Source organism: Streptomyces sp. NPDC017202, assembly GCF_044331705.1.
Taxonomy (GTDB): domain Bacteria; phylum Actinomycetota; class Actinomycetes; order Streptomycetales; family Streptomycetaceae; genus Streptomyces.
Genome location: NZ_JBIRNP010000006.1, coordinates 1 through 16,441 on the forward strand (window position 1 = coordinate 1; position 16,441 = coordinate 16,441).

General features: G+C 74.3%; 10 protein-coding genes. 4 read left to right on the top strand and 6 right to left on the bottom strand.

Annotated elements, in window-relative coordinates; all coding sequences use genetic code 11:
* Positions 1-106: 106 nt before the first annotated feature.
* From ACH4N1_RS14140 to ACH4N1_RS14155, 4 genes are all read right to left on the bottom strand, one after another.
* Positions 107-709, bottom strand: coding sequence for a hypothetical protein (locus ACH4N1_RS14140; RefSeq protein ID WP_398097134.1), 603 nt, complete (start codon positions 707-709; stop codon positions 107-109).
* A gap of 517 nt (positions 710-1,226) precedes the next feature.
* Positions 1,227-2,417 (bottom strand): VWA domain-containing protein, encoded by a 1,191-nt coding sequence (locus ACH4N1_RS14145; protein WP_398097136.1) that lies wholly within the window; start codon positions 2,415-2,417, stop codon positions 1,227-1,229.
* Positions 2,414-4,771, bottom strand: a complete 2,358-nt coding sequence (locus ACH4N1_RS14150; protein ID WP_398097137.1) for a DUF5682 family protein — start codon at positions 4,769-4,771, stop codon at positions 2,414-2,416. The genes ACH4N1_RS14145 and ACH4N1_RS14150 overlap by 4 nt, the downstream gene beginning before the upstream one ends.
* A 466-nt stretch (positions 4,772-5,237) precedes the next feature.
* On the bottom strand, positions 5,238-6,392 hold the full coding sequence (locus tag ACH4N1_RS14155; protein WP_398097138.1) for an AAA family ATPase: 1,155 nt from the start codon (positions 6,390-6,392) through the stop codon (positions 5,238-5,240).
* 145 nt (positions 6,393-6,537) lie between these two features.
* Between ACH4N1_RS14155 and ACH4N1_RS14160 the strand changes: the two genes are divergently transcribed.
* Both ACH4N1_RS14160 and ACH4N1_RS14165 read left to right on the top strand, forming a co-directional pair.
* Entirely contained in the window at positions 6,538-7,920 is a 1,383-nt protein-coding gene (locus ACH4N1_RS14160; protein ID WP_398097140.1) for an SWIM zinc finger family protein, read from the top strand.
* 205 nt (positions 7,921-8,125) lie between these two features.
* Complete coding sequence (locus ACH4N1_RS14165) at positions 8,126-9,730, top strand: DUF5691 domain-containing protein (RefSeq protein ID WP_398097141.1); 1,605 nt, start codon at positions 8,126-8,128, stop codon at positions 9,728-9,730.
* 255 nt (positions 9,731-9,985) lie between these two features.
* Here the strand turns inward: ACH4N1_RS14165 and ACH4N1_RS14170 are convergent, their stop codons facing one another.
* Positions 9,986-10,402, bottom strand: coding sequence for a cobalamin B12-binding domain-containing protein (locus tag ACH4N1_RS14170; RefSeq protein WP_398097142.1), 417 nt, complete (start codon positions 10,400-10,402; stop codon positions 9,986-9,988).
* A 465-nt stretch (positions 10,403-10,867) separates the two neighbouring features.
* Between ACH4N1_RS14170 and ACH4N1_RS14175 the strand changes: the two genes are divergently transcribed.
* Together ACH4N1_RS14175 and ACH4N1_RS14180 are read left to right on the top strand one after the other, a co-directional pair.
* Positions 10,868-11,794: an esterase/lipase family protein gene (locus tag ACH4N1_RS14175; RefSeq protein ID WP_398097143.1), complete on the top strand. Its 927-nt coding sequence runs from the start codon at positions 10,868-10,870 to the stop codon at positions 11,792-11,794.
* A 375-nt stretch (positions 11,795-12,169) separates the two neighbouring features.
* A complete protein-coding gene (locus ACH4N1_RS14180) occupies positions 12,170-13,669 on the top strand; it encodes a M23 family metallopeptidase (protein ID WP_398097144.1) in 1,500 nt (499 codons plus the stop codon).
* 63 nt (positions 13,670-13,732) lie between these two features.
* Here ACH4N1_RS14180 and pcrA read toward each other — a convergent pair whose 3' ends face one another.
* Positions 13,733-16,219, bottom strand: a complete 2,487-nt coding sequence (pcrA, locus tag ACH4N1_RS14185) for a DNA helicase PcrA (RefSeq protein ID WP_398097146.1) — start codon at positions 16,217-16,219, stop codon at positions 13,733-13,735.
* Between the last annotated feature and the right edge of the window lie 222 nt (positions 16,220-16,441).

A 16,441-nucleotide genomic window follows, 5' to 3' on the forward strand; every position in this document is an offset into this window, starting at 1 on the left:
GACACCGGCAGCAGCGGCCGGACGAACTCCCACTCCGCATCGGACAGTTCATGGCGACGTATCACCCGACCATGATCCACCACTCAAGATCATTTGAAGACACCACCTAGCCGGGGAGGACGGGGATGTCCCGGTGCCCGTCCTGGATCTCGGCCGCGTCCGTACGCGTGGCGCCGCCGGGCACCGGCAGCAGCGGCATCCGCTGCTGCGGCGTCACGGCGTGCGCGTCGCCGTGCCGCGACGCACCGCCGTCGAGCTGTGACGCGCCGCCCAGTACGCCGTCGGGCGCCCCGGCAGGCGCTCGTTCGGCGGGGGCTCGTTCGGCGGGCGCTCGTTCGGCGGGCGCGTGCGTGCCGGTCACGGCATGCCCGGCACGGACCTGCCCTCCGCCGTGCACGACCGGTCCCCCCGGGGCCTCGCGCACGAGACCCCGGGGGCCGTACGACGGTCGCGGCGCCGCCGGGCCGACGGTTCCGGAGTCCGGCGCCGGGCCTCCGGACGCCGGGAGGCCCGGCAGCTCGGGCAGCGGCAGGGTGGGCGCCGGCAGGGACGGCGGCGAGGGGGCGTCCGGCAGCTCGGGGAAGGAGCCCGGCGGGGGCAGCGTCGGCAGTTCGGAGACGCTCGGCAGCGCCGCCGTGGGCGCCACCTCCGCCACTGCCGTCGCCAACTGCTCGCTCACGCCCTCCAGCACTTCACCGACGGGCTTCACGACCCGCTCCCGAACCGGAAGCACGAGGTTCGTCGGGGCCGCCGGATCCGCCGACGTCTCCTCGGCCCAAACCGGGGCAGGGGCCGGGAGCGGGGCCGGGGCCGGGACCGACGCGGAGGGCGCGGAGACGGAGCCGGATGCCGGTCCGGTTACGGGTACGGGTTCGGGTTCGGTAACGGCGTGCGACGAGGCCGGTTCGGTCACGGTCCGCGACGGCGAGGCGGTTGCCGCCCTCGCCGTGGACGCCTTCGCCATGGACGCCGACACCGTGGAAGCCGACGACGTGGCCGCGGCCGGCGGTGCTCCGTCCGCCGCCTGCGCCTGCCCGCCGAGGAGGAGTCCCAGCGCGAACAACCCGCCCAGCAGCAGCACGCCGCGCAGCGCGACGCTTGCGGCGCCGGCGGGCGGACGAGCGGGGCGGGTCAAGGGGGAGGAACCTCCCGTGCGACGAAACGAGGCGTTCGATCCTCGCACGGGAGTCCCGAGGTCGTGCAAGCTCCCCGTCACCGATGGGGGGTCATGTCCCGTTTGCCGTACCGGTGTCCAGGTCCGGGACGGGAAGCGGGCGTTTCTCGATCGCCGCCGCCATCACGTCCGGGAACAGGTCGGGCGTACAGGCGAAGGCGGGCGCGCCCAGCGCCGCCAGGGCGGCGGCGTGCTCCCGGTCGTAGGCGGGCGCTCCTTCGTCGGAGAGCGCGAGCAGGGCGACGAACTGCACCCCCGACGCCTTCATCGCCGCCACCCGCTTCAGCATCTCGTCACGTATGCCTCCCTCGTAGAGGTCGCTGATGAGCACCACGACCGTCTCGGCGGGGCGGGTGATCTGCGACTGGCAGTAGGCGAGCGCCCGGTTGATGTCCGTGCCGCCGCCGAGCCGGGTGCCGAAGAGGACGTCCACGGGGTCGTCGACCTGGTCGGTGAGGTCGACGACCGCGGTGTCGAAGACGACGAGCCGGGTGCTGATCGACCGCATCGACGCCAGCACCGCCCCGAAGACGGAGGCGAAGACGACCGAGGGCGCCATGGACCCCGACTGGTCGACGCAGAGGATCACCTCCTTCTTCACGGACTGCGAGGCCCGCCCGTGGCCGACGAGCCGCTGGGGCACGACCGTCCCGTACTCGGGCAGGTAGTGCCTGAGGTTGGCGGCGATCGTGCGGTTCCAGTCGATGTCGTGGTGGCGGGGCCGGGCGACCCGGGCGCCGCGGTCGAGCGCGCCGGTGAGGGTGGCACGGGTGCGGCCGGCGAGCCGTCTCTCCAGGTCCTCGACGACCTTGCGCACGACGGCCCGCGCCGTCTCCTTCGTCGTCTCCGGCATCGCCTTGTCGAGCGAGAGGAGGGTGCCGACGAGGTGCACGTCCGGCTCCACCGCGGCCAGCATCTCCGGCTCCAGCAGCAGCGCGGCCAGCCCGAGCCGCTCGATGGCGTCGCGCTGCATGACCTGGACGACGGAGGCGGGGAAGTACGTCCGGATGTCCCCCAGCCAGCGCGCCACCGACGGCGCCGACGCACCCAGCCCCGCCGAACGGTCCCGCCCCGTCCGCGCCCTGTCCCCCTTGCCGTAGAGCGCGGCGAGCGTGCCGTCCACGGCCGCGTCCCGCCCGGACAGTTCCTGCCCGGTGCCGTCCGCCTCGCCGCCGCCGAGCACGAGCCGCCAGCGCCGCAGCCGCTCCCGCGCGGGGTCCGTCTCCCTCGTCAAGGGGGTCATGTCCTCACTCCTGCCGGATGGTCGTCGGCCCACCGCGTCCCGTCCGTTCCCAGCAGCAGCCGCACCACGGGGAGGACGGCGTCCGCGCGTCCCGCGTCGATCTCGTCCGCGAACCCGGCGGTCCCGGCGCCCGCCCGCACCACGGTTCCTCTCTGCCCGGGCCCTCTGCGCACCAGTTCCCCGAGCGTCCGGCGCACCCCCGCCTCGTACGCCGAGAACGTCCGCCGCAACAGCGGCAGGACGTCCGTGAACGCCTCCGCCGACACCCCCGACAGCCAGCCGTCGACCAGGCCGAGCAGCCGCTCGTCGTGCACGAGGAGCAGCCCGCCGCCGGCCCCGCCCCCGACGAAGCCCTCGATCCAGGCGGCCGCGTCCGCCGGCGGCGTCCCCGGCGACAGCGCGAGCCCCATCAGCCGCGCCGCCTCGTCCGCCGCCAGCTCCCCGTCGTCCAGCAACAGCCGCACGGCGCGCCCCCGCACGACCCCCGCCACGCCGCCCCGTGCGGACAGCAGCCGCAGAACGTCCCGCCAGCGGTCCCGGAGCCGGCCGTGCAGCGGGGCCCGCTCCGCCCCGGCCCCCTCCTCGAGCAGTCCCACCGCACCGTGGACCGCATCCACGTGGCCGCGCATCTCCTCGGCCGCGTCGGCGTCGAGTGCGGCGCACGCCGGCGGCAGGCCGACGAAGATCCGCTCGGCGAGCCCCACCGCGACGTCGGCGAGCGCGCCGGTGCCGGTGCCGCGCACGTCGCCGTAGCGCAGGGAGCGGACCAGGGCGGGGAGCGCCTGGGCGAGATGGCCGACGTCCGTGTCCAGGGCGGCCCGCTCGGCGATGACCCGCATCACCGTCGGCAGGGCGTCCGGCAGCCCGGCCGGCAGGCAGCGCTCCGCGAGGGCGGTCGCCTCGGCGAGCCCCCGCGCCGCGACGGCGTCCGCCTCCACCCTGGCGGTGGCGGCGGCCGGTACGGTCGTCCCCCACACCCCGGCCTCGGCGACCCGGACGGACAGCTCGGGCTGCCAGCGCAGCCGCCAGGTCTCGCGGAACGTGCCCGTGCTCCCCCGCGAGACCACCGGCTCGCCCCAGTCCACCCGCAGCAGGCGCAGCCGGTGCAACAGCCTGCTGCGCTCGGCGTCGGTCTCCTTGCGCAGGTCCAGTTCCAGCTCCCGTTCGGCCGCTTCCGGTGTGAGCCGCAGTCGGCGCCGGCGCCGGTCGAGGTCACGCTGCAGGGGCACGGCGGGCGCGGTGGCGGGGACCTCCCCCATGACGTCCCCCACGACCAGCCGGTCCTCGATCAGCGCCAGCGGCACGTCCGACCCCTCGCACAGCACCGCCCGCACGGCGTCGGTGGTCTCGCCCAGTCCGGGCAACGGGCGGCCGCGCAGCGCGGCGAGCGTCTCGGCCAGCCGGACCGCCTCGATGACGTGCGCCGGAGAGACGACACGGTCCTCGTCCCGCAGCAGGCCGGCCACCTTGGTCAGCCACCGCTCCACCGGCCGGTCGGGGGCGGCGAACAGATGCGCGTACCAGCCCGGCGAGTCGATGCCGGCGCCGTATCCCCCGGCCCGCGCCAGTCTGCGGTGGGTCCACGGCACCCACGTCAGGTCGGTCTTGACCTTCGGCAGCCCTCTCACCAGCGCCCGGTCGGCGGTGAGCGCCGTGGTCCGCCGCAGCGCGGGCACGTGCCACGCCCCGCACACCACCGCCACGGACCCGTCCCCGTCCCCGAACTCCTTCAGCGCCTCCCTCAGCCGGAGCCGCATGTACGCCTCCCGCACGAGGTCCCGCTCGGTGCCCGCGGCGCCGTCCCCGTCCCGCAGGGCCGTCATGGCCTCCTCGATCGCGACGAAGGGCGCCAGCGGGTCGCGCCGTCCGGCCCCCCGGTGTTCGACGACGTCCTCCCACCAGCGCTCGGGGTCGTCGTACCCGGCGGCGTCGGCGAGCGCGGCGAGCGGGTCGACGCGGAGGTCGTCGCCCGGCGGTCGCGCCCCGGGTGCCGTGCCCCCCGGGCCGGTACCGCCGGACTCCGTGTCCTCCGGGTCTTCCGCGTCCTTCGTGTCCTCCGGGCGCGTGCCCTCGGGCGCCGTGCCCTCGTCCGGCTTTCGCCGCCAGGCCAGGGTGTGCGCGGCCGGCAGGTCGATGAAGCGCGCCGGAACGCCGTGTTCCAGGGCCCAGCGGAGCGCGACCCACTCCGGGGAGAACTCGGCCATCGGCCAGAACGCCGACCGTCCGGGCTCGTCCACGGCATACGCGAGGAGGGCGACCGGGGGCCGCAGGTCCTCGTCCGCGGCCAGCGGGATCAGCGCGTCGGCCTCGGGCGGGCCCTCGATGAGCACGGTCCGCGGCCGGGCGGCGTCCAACGCCCTCCGGACGGCCCGCGCCGACCCCGGCCCGTGATGCCGCACCCCGAGCAGCAGGGCCCGGCCCGAGCCGGCCGCGGACCGCCCACCCGGCTCTCCCCCGGCGGTCCGCCTCCGCCGTTCCCCGCCCGCCCCCTTCCCGGCAGCCCCGGCCGCCCCCTCACCGGCCGCTCCGTCACTGCCGCCGTCGCCGTCCGGCCTCCGTACCCGGCCCTCGGCCCCGTGCGTCCCCCCGGAGGCCCGGCTGCCGGTCGTCCCGCCCCCCGTCCCTCCCGGCCCCCGGTCCCCGCGCCCTCCCTCCCCGGCGCCGAGGGCCGCCCGGCCGTCCTCCGTCACCTCACCGTCCGGCATTCCGGCCCCTCCCCCATGGTTCCCCGTCCGGCCGCCGTCCCCGGCTCCCCGCCCGGCGCGCGCCCGCCCGCGTGCCGCCGGAACGCGGCCCCGGGTCGTGTCCCCGCGCGCCCCCTCACGCGGTCACCTCCCGGCACGCCCGGTAGAAGTCCGCCCAGCCGTCCCGCTCGCGGACGACCGCCTCCAGGTACTCCCGCCACACCACCCGGTCGGCGGCCGGGTCACGGACGACGACGCCGAGGAGGCCCGCGGCGACGTCGTCCGGTCGCAGGACGCCGTCGCCGAAGTGGGTGGCCAGCGCGAGACCGCTGGTCACCACGGAGATCGCCTCCGCGGGCGACAGGGTGCCGCTCGGCGACTTCACCTTCGTCCGGCCGTCGGAGGTGATCCCGTCGCGCAGTTCGCGGAAGACGGTCACCACGCGGCGGATCTCGTCGATGCCGTCGGGCCCGGCCGGCAGGTCGAGGGAGCGGCCGATCTGGCCGACGCGCCGCGTGACGATGTCGACCTCGGCCTCGACGCTCTCCGGCAGCGGCAGCACCACGGTGTTGAAACGGCGGCGCAGGGCGCTGGACAGCTCGTTGACCCCCCGGTCGCGGTCGTTGGCCGTGGCGATCAGGCTGAAGCCGCGGACCGCCTGCACCTCCTCCCCCAACTCCGGTACGGGCAGGGTCTTCTCCGACAGGATGGTGATGAGGCTGTCCTGCACGTCGGCCGGGATCCGGGTCAGTTCCTCCACCCGTGCCGTCATGCCCTCCGCCATGGCCCGCATGACGGGGCTGGGCACCAGCGCGGCCCGGCTGGGGCCGTGGGCGAGCAGTTGCGCGTAGTTCCAGCCGTAGCGGATCGCCTCCTCCGGGGTGCCCGCCGTGCCCTGCACCAGCAGGGTCGAGTCACCGCTGACGGCGGCGGCAAGGTGTTCGGAGACCCAGGTCTTGGCGGTGCCGGGCAGACCGAGCAGGAGAAGGGCGCGGTCGGTGGCGAGCGTGGTGACGGCGACCTCGACGACGCGGCGCGGGCCCACGTACTTCGGTGTGATCACGGTGCCGTCCGGCAGGGTGCCGCCGAGGAGGTAGGTGGCGACCGCCCACGGCGAGAGCTTCCAGCGGGCGGGGCGCGGGCGGTCGTCCTGAGCGGCCAGCGCCGCGAGTTCGTGGGCGAAGGCGTCCTCGGCGTGCGGCCTGAGGACCTCCTGACCGGGTGTGCCGTTCGCGGGCGCGGAGTGGTCGTGGCGTGGTTCGGCGGACGTCGGTCCAGCGCTGACTGACATGGCTGAGGCCCCCTCCAGCTCGGCCGGTTCGGATCTGGTGTCCACCTTGCACCACCCCACTGACAACCGGCTCTGACCTGCGAAAACACCTCCGCGAAGGCCTTCGCATGACCGGTTGTCAGTGGGGGGATCTACCGTCGACGACATGACACAGCAGGGGGTGCGCTGGACCGTGGACCAGGTGCTGGCACTGGCGCCTGACGCCGGGTCACGCACGGCGGGGAGCGAACTCGGCGCGGCCGGTCCGTGGTCCGGGACGGGTTGTTCCGGCGAGGGGGCGGTGTGGGGGGTGTGCGGGGACGGTGACGGTGGCAACGGCAGTGGCGGCGGACCGTACCGGACGGTCGTCGATGTCGGGGACCCGTCCGGACCCGCGTACAGGTGCAGTTGTCCGAGCCGGAAGTTCCCGTGCAAACACGCGCTGGGGCTGCTGTTGCTCTGGTCGGAGGGGGAGGAGGCGGTGCCGGCCGGAGCGGAGGAGCGGGCGCCGGACTGGGCGCGGCCGTGGCTCGCGGCGCGGCGGGGGCGCGCCCAGGGGGAACGGGGGGCGGGTGCGCGGAGTTCCGGAGCGGGCCCCGCCGATCCGGAGGCGGCCCGTCGCAGAGCCGAGCGCCGCGCCGAGCGCGTCACCGCGGGGGCGACGGAGCTGGAACAACGGCTCGCCGACCTCCTGCGTTCCGGCCTGGCCACGGCCGAGCAGGCGGGGTACGGGCTGTGGGAGGAGGCGGCGGCCCGGATGGTCGACGCCCAGGCTCCCGGACTGGCCTCACGCGTAAGGGAGTTGGGGGCCATCCCCTCGTCCGGGGCCGGCTGGCCGGTGCGACTGCTGGAGGAGTGCGCGCTGCTCCACCTCCTCGACCAGGGCTGGCTGCGCCGCGACCTGCTGCCGGAGGCCCTGGCGACGACGGTCCGCACCCGTGTCGGTCTCCCCCGGTCGCCGGACGGACCGCCGCTGCGCGACGACTGGCTGGTCCTCGCCCAGTACGACGTCCCGGAACCGAAACTGACGACCCGCCGCATCTGGCTGTACGGCACCACGTCGGGCCGCACGACGCTCCTCCTCTCCTACGGAGCCGCCGGCCGCGCGCCCGAACTCTCGCTGCCGGTCGGTCTGGCCCTGGACGCGGAGGTGTCGGCGTATCCGGGCACCGGGCAGCGGCGGGGTGCCCTGGGTGAGCAGTTCTCGCCGCCCGTGCCCACCGCGGTCCGGCCGGGCGGCGTGACCACGGCGGAAGCCGCCGCCCGCTACGGCTCGGCGCTGCGGGACGATCCCTGGCTCGACTCGGTGCCGGTGACCCTGGACGCCGTCGTCCCCACACCGGACGGGGGCTCCTGGCAGCTGGCGGACGCCGACGGGCACACGGCGCTGCCGCTCACACCGGCGGCGACGGCCCGACCCGGGCTGTGGCGTCTGGTCGCCCTCTCGGGGGGCGCTCCCGTCACGGTCTTCGGCGAGTTCGGCCACCGCGGCTTCACTCCCCTGACCGCCTGGCCGCCGACCCCTGGCAGGGCGGTCCACCTGTGCTGACCTCCCGGGCCCCCGTCCGGCCCCCGCAAGGTGATCCGGCACCCGCACCCGGCCCGTGCCCGCCCCGCCGTCCACCCCGCCCCGGCAGCCACCCCGGCACCGGCCGGACACCTCGGCCACCCCCGCCGGCCGCCTCGTCGGGACCGGAAGCCCGCGTCCGCGACACGCCCCGCCACCCGACTCGGTCAGTCAAGAAGGGAACCGCATGACCGGTACCGCACCGGCCTCCTGGGACGACCTCGTCGCCATGGCCCTGCTCGGGACGGACCGGCGTACACCGCCGGGCGTGGCGCCCGGCCGCTCCGCGGCCGCGGCGTTGCTGGACGCGGCGGCCACCGAGACCGTACGGCGGCGGGCCGGGCTGCGGCCGGGGCGGGCGGCGCCGCGCCCCGAGCCGGCGCCCGAGGACCCGCGCCCGGCGCTGCCCGCCGCCGCGGCCCGCAGGCTGGCCCGTCTGCTGGCGGACCGTCCCGGCACCGGCGGAGGCGGCCGCAGGGGCACGGCGCCGGACCTGATGGAGTTGCTGCCCCAGTGGCTGGCGACCGCCAACGCCCGCGGTTTCGCCCCTCCCGCCGAGACCCTGCCCGCTCTGCTGGACGCGGCGCGCGGCCGGACCGATCTGCGCCCGGCGGCGCTCGAGTTCGCGGGCCCGCGTGCGCTGTGGCTGGCCCGGCTCAATCCGGAGTGGCGGTTCGCCCTGCGTGCGACACCGGGCGGCGGGACGTCCCTGCCGGGCCCGGAGGAGACCGGCCGGATCGCGCAACTGTGGCAGGAGGGCCTGTTCGCCGAGCGGGTCGCCCTGCTCGCGGCGATCCGCTCCCGCGATCCCGACGCCGCCCGCGCACTGCTGGAGTCGACCTGGCCGACGGAGCGCGCCGAGGACCGCCTGATGTTCCTCGACTCGCTGCGCACCGGCCTCGGCCCCCGGGACGAGCCCTTCCTGGAGCAGGCGCTGGCCGACCGCAGCCGCAATGTGCGTGCCACGGCGGCGGAGTTGCTGTCGGCGCTGCCGGGGTCGGCGCTGGCCGCGCGGATGGCGGTGCGGGCCACCGCATGCGTGGCCGTCGACCACACGCGGGACGCTCCGACGATCGTCGTGGAGGCGCCGCACGAGTGCGACGCGGCCATGGAGCGCGACGGTGTGGCGCCCAAGGCACCGCCCGGCCGGGGAGAACGGTCCTGGTGGCTCGGCCAGTTGGTGGATTCGTCCCCGCTCGCCTCCTGGCCGGCGCGGCTGGGCGGCCGTACGCCGGAGGAGATCCTCGCGCTGCCGGTGGCCGACGACTGGGTGGGCGAACTGCACGCGGCCTGGTGCCGGGCGGCCGTGCGGCAGCGGGACGCCGGCTGGTCGCGGGCGTTGCTCGGAGCGCCGTCGGCGCCGGAGGCGGGCGGACCGGGGGCGGTCTCCCTCGCGGAGCGGGCCAGGCTGCTGGGCACCCTGCCGACGGGCGAACGGGCCGACTGGGTGGCCGGTTTCATCGCGACGCACGGCCTGTCGGAGGCGTTCCAGCTGCTCGGGGTGTGCGCGGTGCCGTGGGCCGCGCCGCTGGGCCGGGCGGTTCTCGACGCGCTCAACATCGCCCGGGACGCGGGAAGTTACCCGTGGAGTTTCAGCGGGGTGATGGGGCTGGCGGAACGCTGCCTCGACCCGGCGGAGGCCATCCGCCTCGACGGCCTGCTGGCCGTTCCGGAGGAGCCTGAGGACGCCTCGCCCGGGGCCGGAGGCTACTGGGCGGAGGCGTTCCAGCGCCTGGGGACGACGCTGCGGTTGCGGGCCGTGATGAGCGAGGAACTGGGCGCGGCGCGATGACACCGGGCCACGACGCCGCCCCGCACCCGCACCCGCACACCTGCGCGTACATGCCCTGCGCGTCCGCGTCCTGCCCGTCTCCCGGTCCGCGTGTCTCCGCGCGCCCGTCGCCGTCGGCGTCCGCCCGTGCCGGCGCCCGCCGGAGCCCGTGGGTCGCCCGTCCGCGCCGCGTGCGGTCCGTCAGGGGTGATCCGGGGTGCGGGGGCGCCGCCCGGGACGACCGCCGCGGACCACCCGGCCTCGCTCGGGACCGCCCTACGCTCCCGCCGGCTGTCGCACGTTCGCCCGCACCCAGTCCACGATCGACGCCGTGGTCGCGCCGGGCGTGAAGATCTCCGCGACGCCCTTCTCCTTCAGCGGCGCGATGTCCGCCTCGGGGATGATCCCCCCGCCGAAGACCAGGATGTCCGCCGCGTCCCGCTCCTCGAGGAGTTCGATCACGGCGGCGAAGAGCGTGTTGTGCGCCCCGGAAAGGATGGACAGACCGATCGCGTCGGCGTCCTCCTGGATCGCGGTGTCGACGATCTGTTCGGGGGTCTGGTGGAGGCCCGTGTAGATGACCTCCATACCGGCGTCGCGCAGCGCACGCGCGATCACCTTGGCCCCGCGATCGTGGCCGTCGAGCCCCGGCTTGGCCACCACCACGCGGATCGGACCGGCTGCCACACCCATCACTGCCTCCATGAAGCGACTACATCCATCCGTACCGATTCCCTGCGCATCCCTGCGTACCGAGAAGTACCACCACACAGGCCGGGGAAGTGAACGAACGTTATCCCCAGCATCCCGCAACCGGCGGTTTTACGGTGCGCACAGAGGGGGAAATCACACAATGGGACACGTTCACCGAGCGCGGTTGCCTCTCCCCGGAAGGGGAACCCGGGACAGATCCGCGCAACGGGAGCCGCACAGAGGTCGCCGCACCGCCGCGTCGCAGACCGCGCGCCGTGGCAGCGTGGCGCATCGGCGCAGGCTCGATGGGCAGGCAGGACAGGGTCGTCGACGTCAGGAGCGCCGGGAGCAGATCGCTCACCCCACCGCACCGCCCTTCGCGCTCCGCCGACCGCCTCCGCCGCGACTTCCATGAGGGCACACGGGGGTCAGAGCCGTCCTCGGCGTGCCGACAGGAGGTCGGCCATGCAGGTCACCCGGGCCCTGGAGCCCTTTCTCCCGTACCGCCTCTGCCGGCGCCTGTTGCCGAGCGGGCTGATGGGACTCTCCGCGACGCTCCTCAAGGCGACCGCCCTGGAGCTCGCGATCCTCACGGGGCATCTCCTCCTGTACCCGTCCGGCATCGTCCAGGAGCGCCGCGGCGGGACCACGCCCGCGCTTCCCCCGGACGGCGGCGCCGCACGGGCCGCAGGAGTCGAGGATCCGGCGCGGCTGCCGACGCAGGCCACGCCCCCGGTCGTCCTCCTGCACGGCTTCATCGACAACCGCTCCGTCTTCGTCCTGCTGCGCCGCAGTCTCGCCCAGCACGGCAGGCACCGCGTGGAGTCGCTCAACTACTCGCCGCTGACCTGCGACATCCGGATCGCCGCCGAACTGCTCGGACGGCACATCGAGGAGATCTGCCAGCGCACCGGCAGCAGCCGGGTGGACGTCGTGGGACACAGCCTCGGCGGGCTGATCGCCCGCTACTACGTGCAGCGGCTGGGCGGCGACGCGCGCGTGCGGACGCTGGTCACGCTGGGCACCCCGCACGCCGGGACCCGGGTGGCGCCGCTGGCGAACGCCCACCCGATCGTGCGCCAGATGCGCCCAGGCTCGGAGGTCATCGAGGAACTGTCCCGGCCCGCGCCCGGCTGCCGTACGCGCTTCGTCAGTTTCTGGAGCGATCTGGACCACCTGATGGCGCCGCTGGAGGCAGCCCGCCTCGACCACCCCGACCTCCTGGCCGAGAACGTGCAGGTGAGCGGCATCGGCCACCTCGCCCTCCCCGTGCACCCGGCCGTCGCGACCGGCATCCGGGACGCCCTCGACGGAGACGGCGCGGCGGTGGACGCCACGCCCGGCGCACCCGGTACGCCGGGAGCGCACACCGGCGATCTGACGGTCGCCTGAGAACAGCCGTCCGGACGACCGGAAAGCATCACAAGCGGCCCGCGATCGGGCGTCCAGCGCCACTTTCGGTCACAAAGAGACACGCGGTGGCATAACAGCCGCTCCGTGCGGTCGACTTGACGGGCCCGCGCCACACCAAGACGACCGTCTAATTTCGAACAGATTTCGAACATAGGGCCAAACCCGTGCCCGCCCTTCCCCGAAACCCCACCGAATGCCCCTTTCCCGCAGGCATGAAACCTGCGGAAGATTGTCGCGCCCGCATACCGCCGGGTACAGTCGCCGCACTGCTCTGGCAGCCCCTGTTGTGCTCTGGCAGACCCTGTTGTCTAGGCGAGAGAGAAGTTGGTGGACGACCGTCACCCGTCGGGGACCATGACCACCCCGGCTCCGGCTTCCGACGCCGCACCGGCGCACCAGGCGTCGTACGGCTCCCCGGAGGCCCAGTACGGCGACCTCACCACGTACCACGGCTACGACTCCGGCACCTACGACACCGGCGCGCACGCCACGGGTCACTTCACGGGCGACCCCCTCTTCGGCGACATGCCGGGCGATGCCGCACCGGCCGCCCCGGCCGGGGTGTACGACGCCACGCAGTGGTCCACGGGCAGCCACCAGATCCTGAACCACGACCCGTACGCGGCCCAGCACCACGCCGTCTACGACACGGGCGCCTACGACACCACCGCCTGGTCCACGGACCAGCAGCAACTGTCGGGCATCCCGCCGCAGGCCACGGCGGCCGACGGCGGCTGGGGCTCCCCCCTCGCGGAGAGCGACACCGGCACCTGGCGCGCGCCCGACGACACCGGCGCCCCCGCCGACCCGACCCAGCAGTGGGAATGGGGCACGCAGACCTTCGACACCGGCGCCTACGACGCGACCCGGTGGAACTCCGACGGCGGCGAGGCCACGGAGAGCGGCGACGAGTACGGACAGCCGGGCGAGGCCGCTTTCGACCAGCAGGCCGAGATCCCCTTCGACCAGCAGGCCACCGCCACCTTCGAGCAGGTCGGCCGCGACGACTCCGGTCCCGGCGCCGACGGGTCGGCCGATGCCGCCTCGCTTCTCCTCGACGACCAGGAGGAGGCCGTCCCGGCCCCGCTCGGACGGGCCGCCACCCGCAACGCGAACCGCTCCCGGCGCCGTACGCCCGCGCGGCGCTCCGCGCTGCTGACGGTGGCCGTGCCCTCGGCGTGCGTCATGGGCGTGGCCGGCATCGCGGCGGCCTCGGTGGGCACCCTGACCGGTGGCGACGACCAGGACACCACGGCGTCCGCCTCCGAGGCGCAGGCGGTGAAGCCGTCCGCCGCGAACGACAAGCTGGACACCCAGCTCCAGACGCTCACCGCCGAGGCCGACGCCTTCGCCGACCGGGCCAGCCGCACGCAGGAACGCATCGACCTCAAGGCGCAGCAGGAAGCCGAGAAGAAGAAGGCGGCGGCGGAGGCGGCCCGCAAGGAGCGGCTGCGCCCCAAGTACGCGCTGCCGGTCGGCAACCACGGCCTGAGCGCCTACTACGGCCAGTCCGGCATCAACTGGATGTCCCAGCACACCGGCATCGACTTCCCGGTGTCCTACGGCACCACCGTGATGGCGGCGACCGACGGCACCGTCCGCACCCAGTGGAACAGCGCCTACGGCAACATGATGATCGTGACGGCGAAGGACGGCACGGAGACCTGGTACTGCCACCTCTCCAGCTACCGCGTCGCCTCCGGTACGACGGTGAAGGCCGGCGACTCGATCGCGTACTCCGGGAACTCCGGCAACTCCACCGGACCGCACCTGCACTTCGAGGTCCGGCCGGGCGGAAGCTCCGCGATCGACCCGCTGCCGTGGCTGCGCAGCCACGGGCTCGACCCGACGTAGCCCCCTCGACTCCGCGATGAGCCCCCGTCGTCGACCCGACGCCGGGGGCTCATGTCGTGCGCGCTACAGCTTCTCCACCGGCGCGTAGCGCAGCAGCAGCCGCTTCGGCTTGGCCTCGCCGAAGTCGACCGTCGCCTCCGCGTTGGCGCCGGTGCCCTTCACCCCGACGACGGTGCCGAGGCCGAACTGGTCGTGGGTGACGCGGTCGCCGACGGCCAGGGCGATCACCGGCTTCTCCGCGGTGCGCCGCGTGGCGAAGCCGGACGCGCCGGCCGCCGAGGAACGCGAGCGGGACGACGACAGCGAGGCCGCCACCCCGGACACCGGGCCGGAGGACACGGGCGAGGTCGCCCCCGTCCGCTTCCAGTCCACGTGCACGGCCGGGATCTCCTCCAGGAACCGCGAGGGCGGGTTGTACGACGGCTGCCCCCAGGCACTGCGCAGCGCCGAGCGCGTCAGGTAGAGCCGCTCCCGCGCGCGGGTGATGCCGACGTAGGCCAGGCGGCGCTCCTCCTCCAGCTCCTTGGTCTGGCCGAGGGCGCGCATGTGCGGGAACACGCCGTCCTCCATGCCTGTGAGGAAGACGACCGGGAACTCCAGGCCCTTGGCGGTGTGGAGGGTCATGAGCGTGATGACACCGGAGCCGTCCTCGCCCTCGTCCGGGATCTGGTCGGAGTCGGCGACCAGCGCGACCCGCTCCAGGAAGTCGGAGAGCGAGCCGGTCGCCTCGCCCTCGCCGGACTCCTGCTCGAACTCCAGCGCCACGGCGGCGAGTTCCTGGAGGTTCTCGATGCGGGTCTCGTCCTGCGGGTCGGTGGAGGCCTGCAACTCGGCCAGGTAGCCGGTGCGTTCGAGCACGGCCTCCAGGACGGTCGCCGGTCCCGCGCCCGACTCGACGACCGTGCGCAGCTCCTCCATCAGCGTGTTGAACCGCTTGACGGCGTTCGTGGAGCGCGCGGCCATGCCGTAGGCCTCGTCGACGCGCTTGAGGGCCTGCGGGAAGCTGATCCTCTCGCGCTGGGAGAGGGCGTCGATCATGGCCTCGGCGCGCTCGCCGATGCCGCGCTTGGGCACGTTGAGGATGCGGCGCAACGGCACCGAGTCCTCGGGGTTGGCGAGGACGCGCAGGTAGGCCAGGACGTCCCGGACCTCCTTGCGCTCGTAGAAGCGGACGCCGCCGACGACCTTATAGGGCAGGCCGACGCGGATGAAGACCTCTTCGAAGACGCGGGACTGGGCGTTGGTCCGGTAGAAGACGGCGACGTCACCGGCCTTGGCCTTGCCCGCGTCCGTGAGGCGGTCTATCTCGTCGGCGACGAACTGCGCCTCGTCGTGCTCGGTGTCGGCGACGTAGCCGGTGATGCGCGCGCCCTCACCCGCGTTGGTCCACAGGTTCTTGGGGCGGCGGGACTCGTTGCGCTCGATGACGGCGTTGGCGGCGGTGAGGATCGTCTGGGTGGAGCGGTAGTTCTGCTCCAGCAGGATCGTGGTGGCGTCCGGGTAGTCCTCCTCGAACTGGAGGATGTTGCGGATGGTCGCCCCGCGGAAGGCGTAGATCGACTGGTCGGCGTCGCCCACGACGCACAGCTCGGCGGGCGGCAGGTCGTGCGCGCTCCGCGGTGCGTCCACCGGCTGTTCGACGGAGCCGACGAGCTCCCTGACCAGGGCGTACTGGGCGTGGTTGGTGTCCTGGTACTCGTCGACGAGGACGTGCCGGAAGCGACGCCGGTAGTGCTCGGCGACGTCGGGGAAGGCGCGCAGGAGATTGACCGTCGTCATGATCAGGTCGTCGAAGTCGAGGGCGTTCGCCTCGCGCAGCCGCGACTGGTACATGGCGTAGGCCTGCGCGAGGGTCTTCTCGAAACCGTCGGCCGCCTGAACGGCGAAGTCCTCCTCGTCGATCAGCTCGTTCTTGAGGTTGCTGATCTTGGCGCTGAAGGACTTGGGCGGGAAGCGCTTGGGGTCGAGGTCGAGGTCGCGGCAGACCAGGGCCATCAGGCGCTTGGAGTCGGCGGCGTCGTAGATCGAGAACGACGAGGTGAAGCCGAGCCGCTTGCTCTCACGGCGCAGGATGCGCACGCACGCGCTGTGGAAGGTCATCACCCACATCGCGTTCGCCCGCGGGCCGACGAGCTGCTCGACGCGCTCCTTCATCTCGCCCGCGGCCTTGTTGGTGAAGGTGATCGCGAGGATCTGGCCCGGATGGACGTGCCGCTCGGCGAGGAGGTGGGCGATGCGGTGGGTCAGCACGCGCGTCTTGCCCGAGCCGGCACCGGCCACGATGAGCAGCGGGGTGTCGGAGTGGACGACGGCCGCGCGCTGGTTCTCGTTGAGCCCCTCCAGGAGCGCCGCCGCGTCGATCGGGGGGCGGGGGGCACCGTCGCGGTAGTGGGTGTCCCGGTCCGGCGGCACGTCGAACTTCCCGCCGAACAGATCGTCCGGAACCGGTTCCGGAGAGTGATCGTCCTCGGGCGGCGGCGGGGGTTCCTCGTCGTGGCCGCGGGGGGCCTGGAGGTCCGCCAGGAAGCTGTCGTCAAAGAGGCTGCTCATCGCTCTCCGAGTCTAGGCCGCCCCACCGACAACCCGAGGCCGTCCGGGAAACATCCCCGCCCCTCACCTTCCGGCGCCCCCCTTGCACCGTCGGTGACCGCGGACGGCGAACCGCCCGGAGGTCACGAAAATGTATCGGGCATATCACCCACCAACCTTCACAGGGGGCACACCAGTTGGCTACCGTGCCGGGCAGGCCGCTCGACCCCCTCCGGCGAACCC